Annotated in this window: 16 protein-coding genes; 11 read left to right on the plus strand and 5 right to left on the minus strand. The window is 61.3% G+C overall.

Annotated elements, in window-relative coordinates; translation table 11 throughout:
• The first annotated feature begins 13 nt into the window (after positions 1–13).
• The 4 genes from BG61_RS13175 (at position 14) to BG61_RS13190 (ending at position 4,303) form a co-directional block, all read left to right on the plus strand.
• Complete coding sequence (locus BG61_RS13175; protein WP_035939763.1) at positions 14–841, plus strand: ABC transporter permease; 828 nt, start codon at positions 14–16, stop codon at positions 839–841.
• A gap of 390 nt (positions 842–1,231) precedes the next feature.
• Entirely contained in the window at positions 1,232–3,007 is a 1,776-nt protein-coding gene (locus tag BG61_RS13180; RefSeq protein ID WP_035939762.1) for a SulP family inorganic anion transporter, read from the plus strand.
• A 373-nt stretch (positions 3,008–3,380) separates the two neighbouring features.
• The gene (locus BG61_RS13185; protein WP_035939760.1) at positions 3,381–3,650 is read left to right on the plus strand and encodes a hypothetical protein; all 270 of its coding nucleotides are present in this window, start codon (positions 3,381–3,383) and stop codon (positions 3,648–3,650) included.
• Between the two features lie 464 nt (positions 3,651–4,114).
• On the plus strand, positions 4,115–4,303 hold the full coding sequence (locus tag BG61_RS13190) for a DUF3562 domain-containing protein (RefSeq protein ID WP_035941691.1): 189 nt from the start codon (positions 4,115–4,117) through the stop codon (positions 4,301–4,303).
• A gap of 225 nt (positions 4,304–4,528) precedes the next feature.
• Here BG61_RS13190 and BG61_RS13195 read toward each other — a convergent pair whose 3' ends face one another.
• Positions 4,529–4,735, minus strand: a complete 207-nt coding sequence (locus tag BG61_RS13195; protein ID WP_129572335.1) for a hypothetical protein — start codon at positions 4,733–4,735, stop codon at positions 4,529–4,531.
• A gap of 202 nt (positions 4,736–4,937) precedes the next feature.
• Here BG61_RS13195 and BG61_RS13200 point away from each other — a divergent pair, with 202 nt between their 5' ends.
• Positions 4,938–6,074: a branched-chain amino acid ABC transporter substrate-binding protein gene (locus tag BG61_RS13200; protein ID WP_035939757.1), complete on the plus strand. Its 1,137-nt coding sequence runs from the start codon at positions 4,938–4,940 to the stop codon at positions 6,072–6,074.
• Positions 6,075–6,161: 87 nt separating this feature from the next.
• Here BG61_RS13200 and BG61_RS13205 read toward each other — a convergent pair whose 3' ends face one another.
• Positions 6,162–6,638 carry an Lrp/AsnC family transcriptional regulator gene (locus tag BG61_RS13205; protein WP_035939828.1) on the minus strand — a complete coding sequence of 159 codons (477 nt, stop codon included), beginning with the start codon at positions 6,636–6,638 and terminating at the stop codon, positions 6,162–6,164.
• A gap of 169 nt (positions 6,639–6,807) precedes the next feature.
• Here BG61_RS13205 and BG61_RS13210 point away from each other — a divergent pair, with 169 nt between their 5' ends.
• From BG61_RS13210 to BG61_RS13220, 3 genes are all read left to right on the plus strand, one after another.
• Positions 6,808–8,037, plus strand: a complete 1,230-nt coding sequence (locus tag BG61_RS13210) for a diaminopropionate ammonia-lyase (protein ID WP_035939755.1) — start codon at positions 6,808–6,810, stop codon at positions 8,035–8,037.
• A gap of 36 nt (positions 8,038–8,073) precedes the next feature.
• Entirely contained in the window at positions 8,074–9,237 is a 1,164-nt protein-coding gene (locus BG61_RS13215) for a M20 aminoacylase family protein (RefSeq protein WP_035939754.1), read from the plus strand.
• A gap of 279 nt (positions 9,238–9,516) precedes the next feature.
• Positions 9,517–10,833 (plus strand): SLC13 family permease, encoded by a 1,317-nt coding sequence (locus BG61_RS13220; RefSeq protein WP_370818105.1) that lies wholly within the window; start codon positions 9,517–9,519, stop codon positions 10,831–10,833.
• 129 nt (positions 10,834–10,962) lie between these two features.
• Here the strand turns inward: BG61_RS13220 and BG61_RS43275 are convergent, their stop codons facing one another.
• Complete coding sequence (locus BG61_RS43275; protein ID WP_081868058.1) at positions 10,963–11,280, minus strand: hypothetical protein; 318 nt, start codon at positions 11,278–11,280, stop codon at positions 10,963–10,965.
• A gap of 33 nt (positions 11,281–11,313) precedes the next feature.
• On the opposite strand from BG61_RS43275, the gene BG61_RS13225 reads away from it, so the two are divergent.
• Positions 11,314–11,592, plus strand: coding sequence for a hypothetical protein (locus BG61_RS13225; RefSeq protein ID WP_035939752.1), 279 nt, complete (start codon positions 11,314–11,316; stop codon positions 11,590–11,592).
• A gap of 90 nt (positions 11,593–11,682) precedes the next feature.
• Here the strand turns inward: BG61_RS13225 and BG61_RS13230 are convergent, their stop codons facing one another.
• On the minus strand, positions 11,683–12,645 hold the full coding sequence (locus BG61_RS13230; protein WP_035939750.1) for a LysR family transcriptional regulator: 963 nt from the start codon (positions 12,643–12,645) through the stop codon (positions 11,683–11,685).
• A 138-nt stretch (positions 12,646–12,783) separates the two neighbouring features.
• Between BG61_RS13230 and BG61_RS13235 the strand changes: the two genes are divergently transcribed.
• Together BG61_RS13235 and BG61_RS13240 are read left to right on the plus strand one after the other, a co-directional pair.
• Entirely contained in the window at positions 12,784–13,218 is a 435-nt protein-coding gene (locus tag BG61_RS13235) for a hypothetical protein (RefSeq protein ID WP_035939749.1), read from the plus strand.
• Between the two features lie 18 nt (positions 13,219–13,236).
• The gene (locus BG61_RS13240) at positions 13,237–14,589 is read left to right on the plus strand and encodes an NAD(P)/FAD-dependent oxidoreductase (RefSeq protein ID WP_051672482.1); all 1,353 of its coding nucleotides are present in this window, start codon (positions 13,237–13,239) and stop codon (positions 14,587–14,589) included.
• A 197-nt stretch (positions 14,590–14,786) separates the two neighbouring features.
• On the opposite strand, the gene BG61_RS13245 is transcribed toward BG61_RS13240, so the two are convergent.
• A complete protein-coding gene (locus BG61_RS13245) occupies positions 14,787–16,034 on the minus strand; it encodes a hypothetical protein (protein ID WP_129572334.1) in 1,248 nt (415 codons plus the stop codon).
• Between the last annotated feature and the right edge of the window lie 149 nt (positions 16,035–16,183).

Raw genomic sequence — 16,183 nt, forward strand, 5'->3', positions numbered from 1 at the left:
ACGAAGGAACGACATGCAAGAACAACGCAACAAGGTGCTGACGGAACGCATTGCCGGGCGCTGGGTGCGCCTGCATACGGCGCTCGTGCTGTTCTTTCTGATTGCGCCGATTCTCGCGATCATCCCGCTCTCGTTCAATTCCGGATCGTACTTCTCGTACCCGTTGCAGGGATTCTCGCTGCGCTGGTATGAACAGGCGCTCACAAGCGCGGACTGGCAGCGCTCGCTCCTGAACAGCATCGGCATCGGCGCGGCATCCACGCTGATCGCCACTTGTCTGGGCACCCTTGCCGCATTGGGCCTGAGCCGGGCGCAGTTTCCGCTGCGCTCGCTGATCATGCCGATCATCATCTCCCCGATGATCGTGCCGATCGTCGTCGTCGCCGCAGGCTTCTATCTGATCTTCGCGCCGCTCGGTCTCGTGAACTCTTACCCCGGCGTGGTGCTGGCGCATGCGGCGCTCGGCACACCGTTCGTGGTCATCACCGTGACCGCATCGCTGCTTTCGTTCGACCAGAGCCTCCTGCGCGCCGCGTCCGGCCTCGGCGCGACGCCCTGGATCACGTTCAGGCGCGTGACCTTGCCGCTCATCACCCCGGCGGTCGCGACAGGCAGCGTCTTCGCCTTCGCGACCTCGTTCGACGAAGTGATCGTCATTCTGTTCATCGGCGGCCCGGATCAGCGGACCGTGCCCCGGCAAATGTGGAGCGGCATTCGCGACTCGATCGATCCTTCGATACTCGCGGTGGCCACGATGCTGATCGTGTTCGCCGTGCTGCTTTTCGCCAGCATCAACTGGCTGCGCAGCCGCGCGGCCGCAGCCAGCCAGGCGCTCGTTTGACCGTTGCGGCTCGCTAAAGCCTTCTGCATGGGCTTGTCATTTGGCGAGCGTCATGTCCGCGCACTGACGCCCTGCAGCAATGACGAGGATCATCGCATCTGCAACCTGCGCAGTGACGAGGTTCTACCGAGGTTCAAGAGACGTTCGGGCGTCCAGTCCATGAGTTGAGTCGCGCCGATGGGTCGCTGTCGTCCAGTCGAGTTCCTCTATCCCCTCCCCGCTCCCTGGTGTCACCAAGGGTGGATCTGGCGAGCCTGCCGGACCCATGTCCGAGACCTTCGCGGCATATAGCCGGTTTGACTCGCCGCTCAGGAACGGTACCATCCAGACAGCAAGGTCGAGAGCGTATTGTCGCTTTCCATGCCTCTCAATTGTCTGGAGGTGCGAGCCATGCGGACCAACAGTCCCATTCATTCGAAGCGCGGTACCGGAAGCGCACAGCGATGGCTTCGCTCGTTGCCCGTCATCCAGGTCGTCAAAGGGTATCAGGCAAGCTGGCTGCCGAAGGACCTTGCCGCCGGTCTGGTGCTGACCACGATGCTGGTGCCGGTCGGCATCGCCTATGCGGAGGCGTCGGGCGTTCCGGGGGTATACGGCCTGTACGCGACGATTGTTCCGCTGCTCGCCTATGCGGTGTTCGGGCCCAGCCGGATATTGGTGCTCGGGCCGGACTCCGCGCTCGCCGCACCGATATTGGCGGTGGTTGCGCAGGTCGCCGCCGGCGATCCCTCTCGCGCGATCGCCGTGGCCAGCATGATGGCCATCGTCTCCGGCGTGGTCTGCGTCGTGATGGGAATCTTGCGGCTGGGCTTCATCACCGAATTGCTGTCCAAGCCGATCCGCTACGGCTACATGAATGGCATTGCGCTCGCGGTGCTGATCAGCCAATTGCCCAAGCTGTTCGCCATCTCCATCGAGGAACATGGACCGCTTCGCGATATCGTCAGCCTCGCGCAGGCCATCGCCGCGGGCAAGGTCAACTGGATCAGCTTCGCGGTGGGCGCAGGAAGCCTCGCGCTCATCCTCTTCCTTAAGCGCTTCGAAAAGCTTCCGGGCATTCTCATCGCGGTCGTGCTGGCGACATTGTGCGTCAGCGTATTCGACCTAGACGATCTTGGCGTCAAGGTGCTCGGCAAGATTCCGCAGGGACTGCCTTCGTTTGCGCTGCCGTGGGCAAGCGGCGCGGACTTGACGAAGATCGTCCTTGGCGGCTGCGCGGTCGCGCTCATCGCTTTCGCCGACACCAGCGTGCTGTCGCGAACCTTTGCTGCACGCGCCAACAGCCGGGTCGACCCGAACCAGGAGATGATTGGCCTGGGGGCCGCCAACCTCGCGGCGGGACTCTTCCAGGGCTTCCCGATCAGCAGCAGTTCCTCCCGCACCCCCGTAGCGGAAGCCGCGGGCGCGAAAACCCAGTTGACGGGCGTCGTAGGCGCCGTGGCGGTCGCGGCGCTGCTGCTGGCGGCACCTAACCTGCTGCGCTATCTGCCCACCAGCGCGCTCGCCGCGGTGGTCATTGCCGCCGCCATCGGCCTCTTCGAGATCAACGACCTCAAGCGCATTTTCCGCATCCAGCAATGGGAGTTCTGGCTATCCATCGCGTGCCTGGCGGGCGTCGCTATCTTTGGCGCCATCCCCGGCATCTGCCTCGCGGTGATGATAGCGATCATCGAATTTCTGTGGGATGGCTGGAGACCGCATTTCGCGGTTCTCGCGCGCGTTCCCGGCTTGCGCGGCTATCACGACCTGAAGCGCTATCCGCACGGCAAACGGATTTCCGGTCTCGTGCTGTTCCGCTGGGATGCGCCGCTTTTCTTCGCCAACGCCGAGCTGTTTCAGGAGCGTCTGTCAGAGGCTATCGCGGAATCGCCGACACGCGTGCGCAGAGTGGTTGTGGCGGCCGAGCCGGTGACGAGCGTGGACGTGACATCGGCGGATATGCTTCGCGAACTGATCCACAAGCTGAGCGCGCGTGGCATCGAGTTGCACTTTGCCGAACTCAAGGACCCGGTGCGCGACAAGCTCAGGCGCTTCGAATTGACGGACCTTCTCGGTGACGCGCAATTCCATCCCACGATAGGCAGCGCGGTCGATGAATATCTCGGCAAGCATGCAGTCAAAGAGCATGGTGACGATGCCAGCCCTGCTCCATCGGGTGAGACATAACCGGTTGCCGCATTCCCGCCGATGTGAATCCCGGCGCGGCTGGCGTCGCGCGGGCCATTGCCTTGCCGTGCCGCAGGCGCATTGCACGCCGATGTGAACATGAATTCGCTTAGCATCTGTGCCTCGCCTTGAAGCCTGAGTCGATCGAGCCGATGGCTCGTCGGCCACTCACGAGCAATTGCTCCCTCCGGGGAATGACTGCCGCATGTGAATTCGTTCTCGTCGCCGCTCATTCGTGCCATCATGGACTGCCGGTAATGGATGCTCGCCTTTATCGGACGTGGTTTCTTGGGTCTGGCTCTCTACGAGCATGCGAAGGCGGCTCGGCGCGGCAACTGACCGCCGTTTCAACCAAGCACAGAGGAGCGTGAAAATGGTCGAATCAGGAAACGGACTTTGGAGGCGGACGTGCGCAATGCTGGCCGCAGCCGGACTCTTGGCGCTGTCGGGCGCTGTCCTCGCCACCAACCAGTCGCAACAGCGCCAGGAAGGCAGGAACGCAAACCAGAATGCCAAACAGGACGCGCGTTCGAACAAAGTCGACTGCCGGGCCGCCAACCAGAAGAGCAACGCCCAGTGCCGGCAGGACAAGCGCGACACGAAGCAGGGCGGCCGCCAGGAAAAGCGGGACATCAAGTACTGATGGAACGTGGCGGTTGAATGCGGTGCCTGCCGGCAGCAGAGCATGCCTGCTTTGCGGCCGGCGTCACGTTCGGTTCATGCAGCCTCGCGGTAACACTTCAGGCGGATGGCATGGCAACGCTAGCTGGGTTGCATTTCAATTGCCAATCACGAATCCGCGTCGGGCGATGCGCGGAAAAACCGCAGATTGGAAGAGACACCCGCTTTTGGGAAAGTAAATCCCTTTTCATCGCCTCTTAATCCCGGCTGCGTCATTATTTAAACGCGTGACGGACAAACGAACCGCGTGTTCGACGCAGAAGTGTCGCGCTGTGTTCTTGCAGTAGGCATTTAAGGATTATTGAAATTTACCGCCAAAGATTGCTGACGAATTGATAGTTGATTTCAATTGGAACGCGAATGTGTGTGCGAGTTTAATCGCCTCTCGCGCGGCAAAAAATTTCAATTACTGAGAAGGAGCAGCAGATGGCTCAGCCGAATGTTGAGGAAATCGTACGAGCAATTGCAGAGGAGACTCACGCATCTCCTGAAACGGTATCCAAAATATATTCAGATGTTTGGGCGGAGTTCGAGCAGGACGCGAGAATCATCGACTACATCCCGCTGTTCGTCGCTAAGCGCGTTCGCGCGCATCTCAAGAGCGACTTTACCTAGCCATCCGCCACGCCGGTACGTGGGGCAATTCCTTGACTGCGAACGCCGGGTGGACGGAGTGCCGCCCTGCCGTGCGTTGAACAGCTTCAGCATGCGCCCGGAATACAAGCCGGTGCCCAACCCGGTGCCGGTTCGCTCGCACACGATCGCGCCGCGCTTCTCCTGACCGCGGACCGCGGCCTTCGATTCAAGGCCGTCGAAGCCGATACCGATCATCACATCCCGCTACGCCGGATCTGCGTGATCCCGCAACACTTGCACGCGCTCGATCGCCCGTAACCCGCGTTGTCCGTTCGCACCATCGAGCAACATCGCCAGCAGTGCGCGCTCGTGGCTTTCCCTATATGAAGCGTTCTCGCCGGTCGCCCGCATCACTGATGCTTTGCGCCGATCCAGCGTCGCGCCGACTTCCTGCACCGCTGACCACTGCACCACTTTCTCCCCGCAACATCGACGTCAAAAATCTCTCACTTTTCCGCGTCAGAACGGTTAGAAATTGCATCGCAGCGCAACCGGAGGATTTTGGCTATCGCGCCAGTCTTTTACGATCATTACAGCCTCACGCGATCCAAAAAGGCCGCGGAAGTGCCCGAGTTTCCTTCAATCGTCGACGCAACCCAGCGAGCGCCCGAGCATGAAAAACCCGAGATTCATCCCTTCTCTACTGACGATGGCATTCGCCGTGCAGCCGCTTATGGCGGAGGCGGATGTCACGGTCAGGATCGGCCAGGTATCACCCTTAACCGGCGAGCTGTCCCACATAGGCAAGGATGACGAGAACGGCGTCCGGCTCGCCATCGAGGATCTCAACGCGAAGAAACTCCGTATCGGGGGGCAGCCGGTCACGTTCGCACTGGATTCGCAGGATGACGCCGCCGACCCGAAGACCGCTGTGACCGTTGCGCAGAAGCTGGTCGATGATCGTGTTGCAGGCGTGGTCGGCCACGCGAACTCCGGCACGTCGATCCCCGCGTCGAAGATCTACTCGGATGCCGGCATACCGATGATCAGCGAGTCCGCAACCAACCCCAGGCTGACGGCGCAGGGCTATAAGAACGTCTTTCGCATGGTTGCGAACGACGTGCGGCAAGGAACGGTCATTGGCACCTATTTCGTGAAGGAACTGAAGGCGACGAAGATCGCGATCGTCGACGATCGAACGGCCTACGGACAGGGACTTGCCGACGAAGTCGAAAAAGCCGTCAAGGCTTCGGCAGGCACCGTTGTCGCGCGTGAATACGGCACCGACAAAACCACCAACTGGATGGCCGTGCTCACGACTATCAAGGCCCACGTGCCCGACGGAATCGTCTTCACCGGCGGCGATACGCAAGCGGCCGCATTCGTCCAGCAGGCCCAAAAGCTTGGCCTGAAGGCCAAGCTCATTGCGGGCGACGAGGCCTGTACGCCGCAATTCATCAAGCTCGCTGGCGCCGCGATGAACAGCGGCACGTATTGCACGCTGGCGGGCGTGCCGCCGTCGAAAATGCCGCAGGGAGACGCATTCTTCAAGCGCTACCAGCAGCGCTTCGGCGTTCCGGTGCAACTCTACGCGCCGTATGCCTACGATGCCGTGATGGCGATGGCCGGTGCGATGCAGGCAGCCGACTCGGTCGACCCGAAAGTCTATTTGCCCAAGCTTCAGAACCTCGCAATGGACGGTGTGACGGGTCCGATCAGGTTTGACGGAAACGGCGACATTCGCAACGGCGCGATAACGGTCCGGCAGTTTGACCGGGGCGACTGGCACGACGCGAGCGTGGTCAGATGAGCCGCGTTCGTCGCGATGGGCAGTGCGAGGTCCGTCGCGCAGACGCCGTGAGCATCGTCAGCCGCGTGCCGCGCCACATGATGTACCTCAACCGTCGATATCCACAGGCACGCCGAGCCCGACCTTCACCCTGCTCATGCTCACGAGCGTCTTGAAGCGCTTGACGTTGTTATTGGAAAAGAAAAGCTGCCGGGTCAGGTCGTTGTATTGCTCCATGTCCCGCGCAGTCAGGATAAGGACGAAATCCCATTCACCCGCGACGTAGTAGCACTGCTGGATCTGCGGACACTGTTCAAAGGTCCGCTTCATGGAATCGAGCAGATCGATTTGCTCGCTCTCGACTTCCACCATGGAAACAATGGTAAGAGGACATCCGACCTTTTCGGGTGAGACGATGGCCGCGTACCGGTCAATCACTCCGTCTTCGGCCAGGCGGCGCAAACGGCGGTTCACGGCGGCGGTCGAGAGGTTGACCCGGGTGCCAAGTTCATTTTGAGGGACTTGGGCGTCCCGCTGGACCTCGGCCAGCAGTTTGCGATCGAATGCATCGAGGGTGACAGCCATGGTGCCGGGTTCCATTAGGTGAATGAGAAATTATTGCGTCGGAACTCGACATTTAGGGATTAATTTAACGACGTCAAGCAATATTATTTTGTCATTGGCTGGCGTGTCGATTTCTCGCAGGGTAAGTCGACGTTATGCGCCGGACACTTTTCACTGGAGCCACATTGGAATGCTGATCGCCAACAAGCATGCGTCGCACACTGACTATCCCCGCGATCTGAAGGCAATTTTGAGCGTCGAGTCCGCTGAGGAGAGCCGTGCATGGCTCAGGAACTGGAAGCTTCTCAACTCGTCCGCTACGCCTCTATGGGATCTGCCCGATGCGGCGGCGCGACTTGGCGTGGCGCGTCTGAGCATCAAGGACGAATCCATCCGCTCACCGCTCGGCAGTTTCAAGGCCCTGGGCGCGCCGATCGCGCTCGTACGCCTGATCCTGCGTTTGTGGCCCGAGCATGATCTCGATCCGAAGGGCTTGATTCAGGGACGCTACAAGGACATGCTCGCGAACCTCGTCGTGATCAGCGCGACCGACGGAAATCATGGCAAGGCCCTGGCCGCCGCGGCACAAACGATCGGTTGCAATTGCGTGATCGTGCTGCACGCCAACGTGAGCGCTGAGCGCGAACGGGCTATCGCTGCCTATGGGGCGCAGATCATTCGGATCAAGGGCAACTACGACGAGTCCGTAGAAGAGGCCGCACGCCTTGCGAGGGAAAACGGTTGGCACGTGGTCTCGGACACATCCTATGAAGGATATGAAGCAATTCCTCGCGACGTCATGCAGGGTTATGGCGCGATCGCAGCCGAGATCGTCGAGCAGTCTGAAAGTCGTGCAGACGCATCCGCTTTCACGCATGTATTTCTGCAGGGCGGTGTCGGGGGTCTCGCTGCCGGGGTCGCCAGCTATCTCTGGGAGATTCATGGCCGCAAGCGCCCGCGATTCGTCGTCGTTGAGCCGCAGCAGGCGGATTGCCTGTATCAAAGCGCGCTCGAAGGCCGCGCGGCGAAAGCGACAGGTTCCGTCGATTCGGTCATGGCCGGCCTTGCGTGCGGAGAGGCTTCACCACTCGCCTGGAAAATCCTCGAACCGTGCGCGGACCATTTCCTGACGATCAGCGATGAAGACGCGATCGCGGCGATGCGCAGGCTCGCGGCCGGTAGCGGCGCAGACATTCCGCTGGTAGTCGGCGAATCCGGTGCCGCAGGCTATGCGGGCGTCGAAGTGGCGATGCACGATTCGACAGTGGCGCGTGCCATCGGTTTGAACAGAGCGTCACGCGTTCTGGTGATCAGCACAGAGGGAGCGACGGCACCGTCGGTCTACAGCGAATGTGTCGGCGAGACGGCCGGCTCGGTTCTTTCACGTCAGACTCAATGGCTCAAAGCCACGATTCGATAAGTCAGTTCGAGTCACCATCGAAAAGGCACACGCGTCATGGAAAGCACCTTGCAATCGCAGTTGAAGAGTTGGCGTCAGCATCTGCACCAGAACCCGGAAACCGGCTTTGAGGAGGTTGCCACTTCGGACTATGTCGCGAGAGCCTTGAAAGCCCTGGGCCTTGACGTGCACCGGGGAATTGGAGGAACGGGCCTGGTCGCGAACCTCGCAGTCGGCAATGGCCGCGGCGTGATTGGCCTGCGCGCCGACATGGATGCGCTGAATATCGCGGAGAACGCACCGGGCCGCGCACATGCATCGCGAACGCAAGGCAAGATGCACGCCTGCGGACACGACGGACATATGTCGATGATTCTCGGCGCGGCACGTCTGCTTGCCGAACGAAGGGACTTCAACGGCACGGTGCGATTTATTTTTCAGCCAGCCGAAGAGCATGGCCGCGGCGCGAAGGCGATGATGAACGACGGGCTCTTCGAGCGATTTCCCGTCGACGCGATTTTTGGTGCGCACAATATGCCTGGCATGCCCGCCGGGACGTTCGCTACGCGCAGCGGCGGCATCATGGCCAGCGAAGACAATTTCGTCATTCACATCAAGGCCCGCGGCACGCACGCAGCCAGGCCGCACATGGGTATCGACCCCATCGTGATCGCGTCCCAAATCGTGCTGGCATTGCAGACAATCGTTTCCCGCAATCTTGATCCGGGCCTGCAGGCGGTCATCTCCTGCACGGAATTCGTGACGGACGGTATCCGCAACGTCATCCCGTCGAACGTCACGATCAAGGGTGATACGCGCAGCTACACACCCGAAGTCCAGGCGATGCTCGCCACCCGCATGCGCCAAATCAGCGAGGGCATCTGCAACACGCACGGGGCTGAATGCACGTTCGAGTACACGCATGAATTTGCGCCCACCGTAAACTCACCGGAATATGTGAGCCTTGCCGTTGCGGCGGCCCGCAATATCGCGGGCGCTGATCAGGTCGACGCCAGCGTGCAGCCGATGATGATCTCCGAGGATTTCGGCGCTTTCCTTCAGGCCGTACCGGGCAATTTTATTTTTATTGGCAACGGCGATACGGGAAAGGAAGGAGGTGTTCCACTCCACAACGCCGCATACGACTTTAACGACGCGATATTGCTTGTCGGCGCGCGATACTTCGCAGAGGTAGCACGACTTGCTCTCCCTCTTTCCTGAGTGACGTCCGCCGGGCGTGGGAACGCGTTTGGGATAAGGGTCGTAATTTGCACGCCGTGGCATGATTTCGTATGCAAATGGCCTTGAAACGAAACTGCGCCATTGTATCTGCGCTTATCATCGTTGGAGCCAACGGATAACGGATCAGGAACCATGAGTCAGCCGGTCAAGCCTCCCGGACTTAAGGGTGTCCGTCCCATAAGCGCTGTGCGAGGTTCCGAGGCGAGTGCGACTCTGCTGCTCGCGTTGCTCTTCGCAGGGCTTTGCTTGTCACGATATGTGCCCTTGATCAGGGGATTCCCCGCGACGACTTCCGCCGCCGCGATTCTTGTGCTCTTTACCGTGTGCTCGTGGGCGCTCGGCGTCTTCAAGGAGCCGGTCACCACGCTCCTGTTCTTCCTCTGTGGCATGTTGTTTGCCATCGCTCCTCCCGAGACGCTATTTAGCGGATTTGCTTCGCCGGCCTGGTGGCTGGTGCTCGGCGGAGCTATCACCGGAGTCGCGGTTCGATCGACCGGACTGGCGCAACGGTTTAGCGACATCCTGTTATCGATGAACGCGAACACGTACCGCTACTATGTGTCCACCGTGGTGCTCAGCTCCGTTGGTCTTGCCTTTGTCATGCCCTCGACGACCGGACGGGTTCTGTTACTGACGCCGATCGCGATGTCGCTCGCAGACAGGCTGGGTTTCGAGAACGGGCGTCGTGGCCGGACGGGGTTGGTGATGGGCGTCGCGGCTGCGAGCTACATGCCTCCCGCCGCCATTCTTCCCGCGAACATCCCGAACTCGGTGCTGTTGGGTGCGGCACAAAGCCTCTATGGTGTAAAGCTGCACTACGGGTCGTACTTTTTGCTTCACTTTCCGGTACTGGGCCTGCTCAAGTCCATCGTGCTGATCTGGCTGATTTGCAGACTGTTTCCTGACACGGTCGAGACCAACCGCGCTTCTGAAGAGCCAAAGCGTGATGTGTCGACGCGTGAGGTTGCCCTCGCTGCGATACTGGGTCTTTCCATGCTCATGTACGCCACCGACTTCTGGCATGGGATATCGCCGGCATGGGTGAGTCTTGCCGCCGGGGTCGCGTGCCTGCTCCCGCAGACCCGGATCCTCGATGCAAAGCAATTCACGGAACAGGTGCACCTCACACCCCTTATCTACGTCGCCGGGTTCCTGGGGCTGGGTGCGCTGATCAACGAGAGCGGGCTCGGACACTGGGCCGCCCGCGGGCTTCTTGCGTTCACTCAAATGACGCTGGATAAGCCGGTAAGCAACGTCGCGATCATTGTCGCGGTCGGCGCGGCAATCGGATTGCTGACCACGTTGCCGGGATTGCCTGCAGTGCTGACGCCGATTGCCGCACAACTTGCGCGCGCGAGCGGCCTGCCGCTTTACACGGTGCTCATGCTGCAGATCCCGGTCTTTTCGACGGTCTTCCTCCCGTATCAATCGCCTCCAATGATGATTGCGATGCACCTGGGCGGTGTTTCGATCAAGGATGGCACCCGTCTGTGCATCGCGCTTGCAGCGATCACCTTGCTGATCCTGTTGCCGCTCGACTATTGCTGGTGGCGTCTGCTCGGGGAGCTGCCATAGGGCCGCGTGGACAATGTCCGCGTCCCTTTGGGACAATGCAAGGCGCCATGCGGGACGAGCGATCGTACTCGAGGTCGCATCATTCGTACTTTCAGTAGACCATTCGGCGCACCGGAGTGAGGCAGGGTATTAGACCTTGTTGACCAGTCTCAGGAGACGGGACATTGATTTCGCCGCCAGAACGAGCAGAGCGCCGGACAGCCCGTAGTCTCCTCTACACATCAGGTCAGCCAGATTGAACATGGATAGCGCGATGAGCGGGTGATACATCGCGCGGTTTATCAGCTGTTTCATTGGCAATCTCACGCTATCTGGTTTGCCCGAACCGGCGGGCCATTGAACAGATCGGTGCGAATCCGTGTATTGCGGCGATGTCCGCAATCCGATAGTGATTTCGTCGCGAAGTACTGACGCGTTCTGTCCTGTGGTGTACTTTGCCTCGCTCATCGAGTTCTCGTCCTGCCCGTGCGTCGACGTTTCATGCTCGATCGTCCGGGTTTGATCGATAGCTCGATCGCCAAGGCCGTATCGCTGAATTCGGAGGGTTTTCTTGCGATGGAACTGGACGAACAGGTGATCGCGTGTATCAACGGCGCGCAGGCAGACCGTCATCCGATGCGCAAGGAGCGTCACATCCAACTGCACGCCTGGCGTTTTCGTGTTCGACAGTCCGTGAATTGCGCGCAGGCGGCCTCCGCAGCCATGGATCGCTCGGCCATCGAGCCGCCTCGGCCGCTCGCGCCAGTGCCGTCGCAATGACCGCTGTTGCCGCTGAACCCGGATAAAGAGGCATCGCCTTCAGCCGATCCCCGCCAGCGCGCCGGCGGGCCGGGACTCGCCTCGAAAAAATCAGACCTTCTGCCCTTTGCGACCCGCACGTGCCTTCTGCATCTCCGGTGGCGAAGCCAGATCCGCTACGGCGGCCCCCGACTGCATCAGAAACTCGCGAAACGCGTTGGCGACCTGAGGCAGGCGCCGCTCCGACATATGCACGACATGCCACGCTCGCTCAATCGGTGTGGAAGGCACGGGAAGCCTCGCGAGAAGTCCTGCCTGCATCTCGAGCGCACACGCGTGCAGCGAAAGGAACGCCACGCCGAGTCCCGCTTCGACGAGCTGCTTGATCGCTTCGTTGCTCGATAGCTCAGACGCGGCATGCAGCTTCAATCCGGCCTCCTTGAAAAGACCTTCGATCGCGACACGCGTACCCGAGCCGCGCTCCCTCACGAGCAGGTTCGCCGCCTCGAGATCGGTCAGGTGCAGACGCTTTGCGCGCATGAGCGGATGCGACGGCGCGGCAATGAACGCCATCGGGTGCTTCGCGAATGCCGCAGCACTCGTGCGCAGCTCGCGCGGTTGCCGTCCCATGATTGCGAGGTCGATCTCGTTCGTCGCGAGCATGCGCACGATGTCGTCGCGATTGCCGATGCGGAATTGCAGCTTCACACCGGGTCTTTCTTTCGTAAACCTGACGAGAAGTGGCGGAATGAGATACTCCGCCGTCGTGATGGCGCCGATACGCAACGTGCCGCCCAGCTCGCCGCGCAGCGCCGCCACTTCCTCGCCGGCCTCGTTCCAGAGGCTCAGGATCTCGTTCGCGTAGCGCGCCATCACCTCGCCCGCGGCGGTGAACTGCACCTCGCGCCCCACCCTGCGCAGCAGCGGCGTTCCCGCCGCCTCGCCGAGAAGCGAAATCTGCAGCGATACCGCCGGCTGCGTGAGATGCAGCTCGTTCGCGGCGCCCGAGATGCTGCCCACGCGTGCGACAGTCTGCAGCGTCCTCAATTGCCGGAAGGTCGTCGTCTTTAACATTAGTAAAAACTTATGTGTCGGTGATAAATACTAAATAGCGCAAATGTTTTCGCGAACTTATATTGTTCCCACGACGTCGTCAAGCGAGCCCCGGCCCGCCGCGACACACATGCTTTCAATATCTCCGAGAGGCAAGCAATGACCATCGACGCGATCGTGGCAAACATGGACCCGGTCTGGACCAGCACTGGCGACGACACGAAGCCTGCGGCGAAACATGCGCAGAGCGCCGCGCTCAAGCGCTTCCTGCAAAGCGCGCGGGACGACGGCTACCCGCTCCTGCTCATGAGCGAACTCAACGCCGCGAGCCTGAACAACGCCATCGGCGAGACCCTGGGAGACGACGGCATCACGTACTTCTCGGCGATCCTGTCATCGAGCGCATGCGGGACGCGCTATGCGGTGGCGCTTCATACGCTTGCGACGCCCGCCCATCGCGTCGTCGCGGTGGGCGCCGATGAACGCGAACTGGAAGAGGCGCGCAGCTCGGGCATCACGCGGTGCATGCCCTTGAGCGATGCATTGCGCCGCGGGTCCGCACCGTTCAGTCACGCATTTTCGTCGGATCGATGAAGCACTTCCGGGAGAGCCATGATGTTGAATATTTACGCGCGACACCAGGTTGATTCGCCCCACCGCATCGTCATCGTGGGCGGCGGCGCGGCCGGACTGGAGCTCGCAACGCGGCTTGGCAACGGCGTCGGCAAGCGGCGCCAGGCCGAAGTGATCCTCATCGACCGTTTCCCGACGCACTTCTGGAAGCCGCTCCTTCACGAAGTCGCTTCGGGTCAGATCGACGCGTCGAGCCATCAGATCGAGTACGCCTCCCACGCGAAATGGAACCACTTCCGTTTCGAGCAGGGCGCGCTCTCGAGCATCGATTCGGGCAGCCGCGAGATCGTCATCGACGAGACAACCGACGTCGACGGCCGAGCGCTTCTGCCGCGCAGGACGCTCCGATTCGATACGCTCGTGCTCGCGCTTGGCAGCGTCACGAACTTCTTCTCGATACCGGGCGCCGAGCAGCACGCGCTGACACTGGAGACGGTGGAACAGGCGGAGACGTTCAGGCGGCGTCTGCTGTCGAGCCTGCTGCGCTCGGGCCAGGCACGGCAAGCGACGCCCGGCGCCGTCAAGACACCGGTCTCGGTGACCGTGATCGGCGGCGGCGCGACCGGCGTCGAGCTGGCGGCGGCGCTGCGCGGCTCGGCCGAGATGGTGCGCGACTATCACCTCGCCTCGCTCGACCCGGCAAGCGATATCCGCATTCGCCTCCTCGAAGGCGCGCCGCGAGTGCTGCCCGCGCTGCCCGAGCGCATCTCGACGCGCGCTCAGGAAGTGCTCGCCGGGCTCGGCGTCGAGGTCCGCCTCGGCTGCCGCGTGCAGTCGGTCGACGCCCACGCGGTCTCGACCGCGGATGGCGAAACGCTCGCAAGCGACATCACCATCTGGGCCGCCGGCGTGGAAGGTCCGCCCGTCCTGCGCGCGCTTGAGGGGCTGCCGCTGAACCGGCTCGGACAGGTCATCGTCGACGGGGCGCTGCAGGTCGAGTTCGGCTCGGGCATCTACGCGATGGGCGACTGCGCCGCATGCGCCGCATCGAAGGGCGACGCGCTCGTGCCGCCGCGCGCGCAGGCGGCCTATCAGCAGGCCGTCTACCTTGCGGATGCGCTCGCGCGGCGTCTCGACGATCGCCCCGTGCCGCTCTTCTCCTATCGCGATCAGGGAACCCTCATCTCCTTCGGACGCGCGGGTGCGGCGGGAGCCCTGATGAGCGAACTGCTGCGCCGGCCGCTTTTCATCGACGGATGGTTCGCCGCGTCGTGCTACAGGCACCTCTACCGCAGACACATCTTGGGCCTCACGGGCATCAAGCGAGCGGTGATGTACGCCGCGAGCCAATGGCTCCGAGAACGTGTGCGGCCCACGGTGAAGCTGAACTGACGCGGCCAGCGCATTCCACGGGAGCGCGCACGCGGGACAGCACCCCGTCCCTGCGTGCGCCCATCGTTCATGCATTCGCTGCGTATGTTGCGACGATCGGGGCGCCGGCTCTCGCGCACGAGATTTTGAGCGCCATGGCCGTATCGTTGCCAGCGGCCTGCTATTTAAAAAGGGATCGGGACACCGCGTTCAAAGCGTCAGACGAGGCTCCAGAGCTTCAGCAAATGGTGTCCGCGCATTTTTTCGTTGGGATCGGCCGGTTTGTAGCATGAAGAAATACCGAGTTGGCCGGTGCTCTCGTCCAGTCTGCCAATGACGAAATCATCTCCGTTCGTTCCAGCCACGAACACGCTGTCGCCATCCGAACTCACGACGATATCGTGCAAGGACGTGCTGCACTGTATTGCATAGTCCCGGTACGCGCGCTCATAGTTTTCCAGAAACCAGGCAAGCAAGCGGGGATTTCTCTGAATGATCCCTGACTCCACGAAATCGCCGATGTAGCCGGATAAAAGCTCAGCCCCAGGACACCATATGCCGAGCAGCGTCTGCCTGTCCCTGTCGTCGGGAGCAATGCGGGCTTCGCATACGGTGCGCGGCAGCACCATCCTGAGCGCGCGCCACCATTCGGCGCATTCGCCCGAGAACGCCGGGCTTTCCTCTTCCAGCTCGGTGAGTTCCTCGAAAAGCTGGTGCGTTGCTTCCACACTATTGAATCCGGCTGATACGCCAAGCAGCGTCGCCGTGTTTGCCGTCAATCCGCCCTCGGTATCCATGAAGAGCACATGCTTCATGAAATGAAACCGGATGTTGGTCGAAATCGACGTGTGATTGCCGTTTCCCCAGCCTGCAAAGCCGGCAAAATGGCTGCCAGGAGGAAAGTCGCGGCAAAGCCGGCAAATGATCGCGATCATCCTGCCGTTTCTGCCCCGTGTGACGCCCTCGTACCTTCCCGGATGATTGACGTTTTCTCTGAAAGCAGCTTCCACGATCGTCCCGATCGTTTGAAGAATGTCGACTGTCGACGCATTGCCGACTGCATGCGCCACAGGCGTCACGAGCTCCACGAAGTCGCGCAGACGAGTTCCGCCACGACAGGCATAAAACCTTCGAATGTGCGTGTGATGTAGCACGACATGTGGCCATGCCGCCTGGAGGGGAGCGAGAGAAGCGACGTTTCCGGGAATGTCGGAGAGGTTGTCAATCAGCTCGGCATCGACGAATACCAGATCCGTGAGCTTGGCTGCCGACATCTGAAGGAACGACAGCAGGACATTTTCGCGGGCCAGCACATGAGGGCGGGTGACGATCATCCGTCGGAACACACCCCATTCCGACCAGACGATATCAATGGCTCCCTGCAGAAGCGCACCCTGCCGAGCGACGAAATTCGGACTCGGCTGGGCTATCTGGGACCATGTGCAAAGATCGTCGATTCTTGGCATCTTTTCCTCTTCTGTCTGCATGACCGGCAAGAGCATGAAAGCAAACGGCAAGTTGCCGAGCCCGGCGCCCGGTATTCGGCGCTGGCGGTCTTGTCATTGAGCTTCGGGCTCGGCGTCGGCCTGTCCTTCGGTTCCGTGCTGGCCGTCAC

It is taken from the genome of Caballeronia glathei (genome assembly GCF_000698595.1).
GTDB lineage: Bacteria > Pseudomonadota > Gammaproteobacteria > Burkholderiales > Burkholderiaceae > Caballeronia > Caballeronia glathei.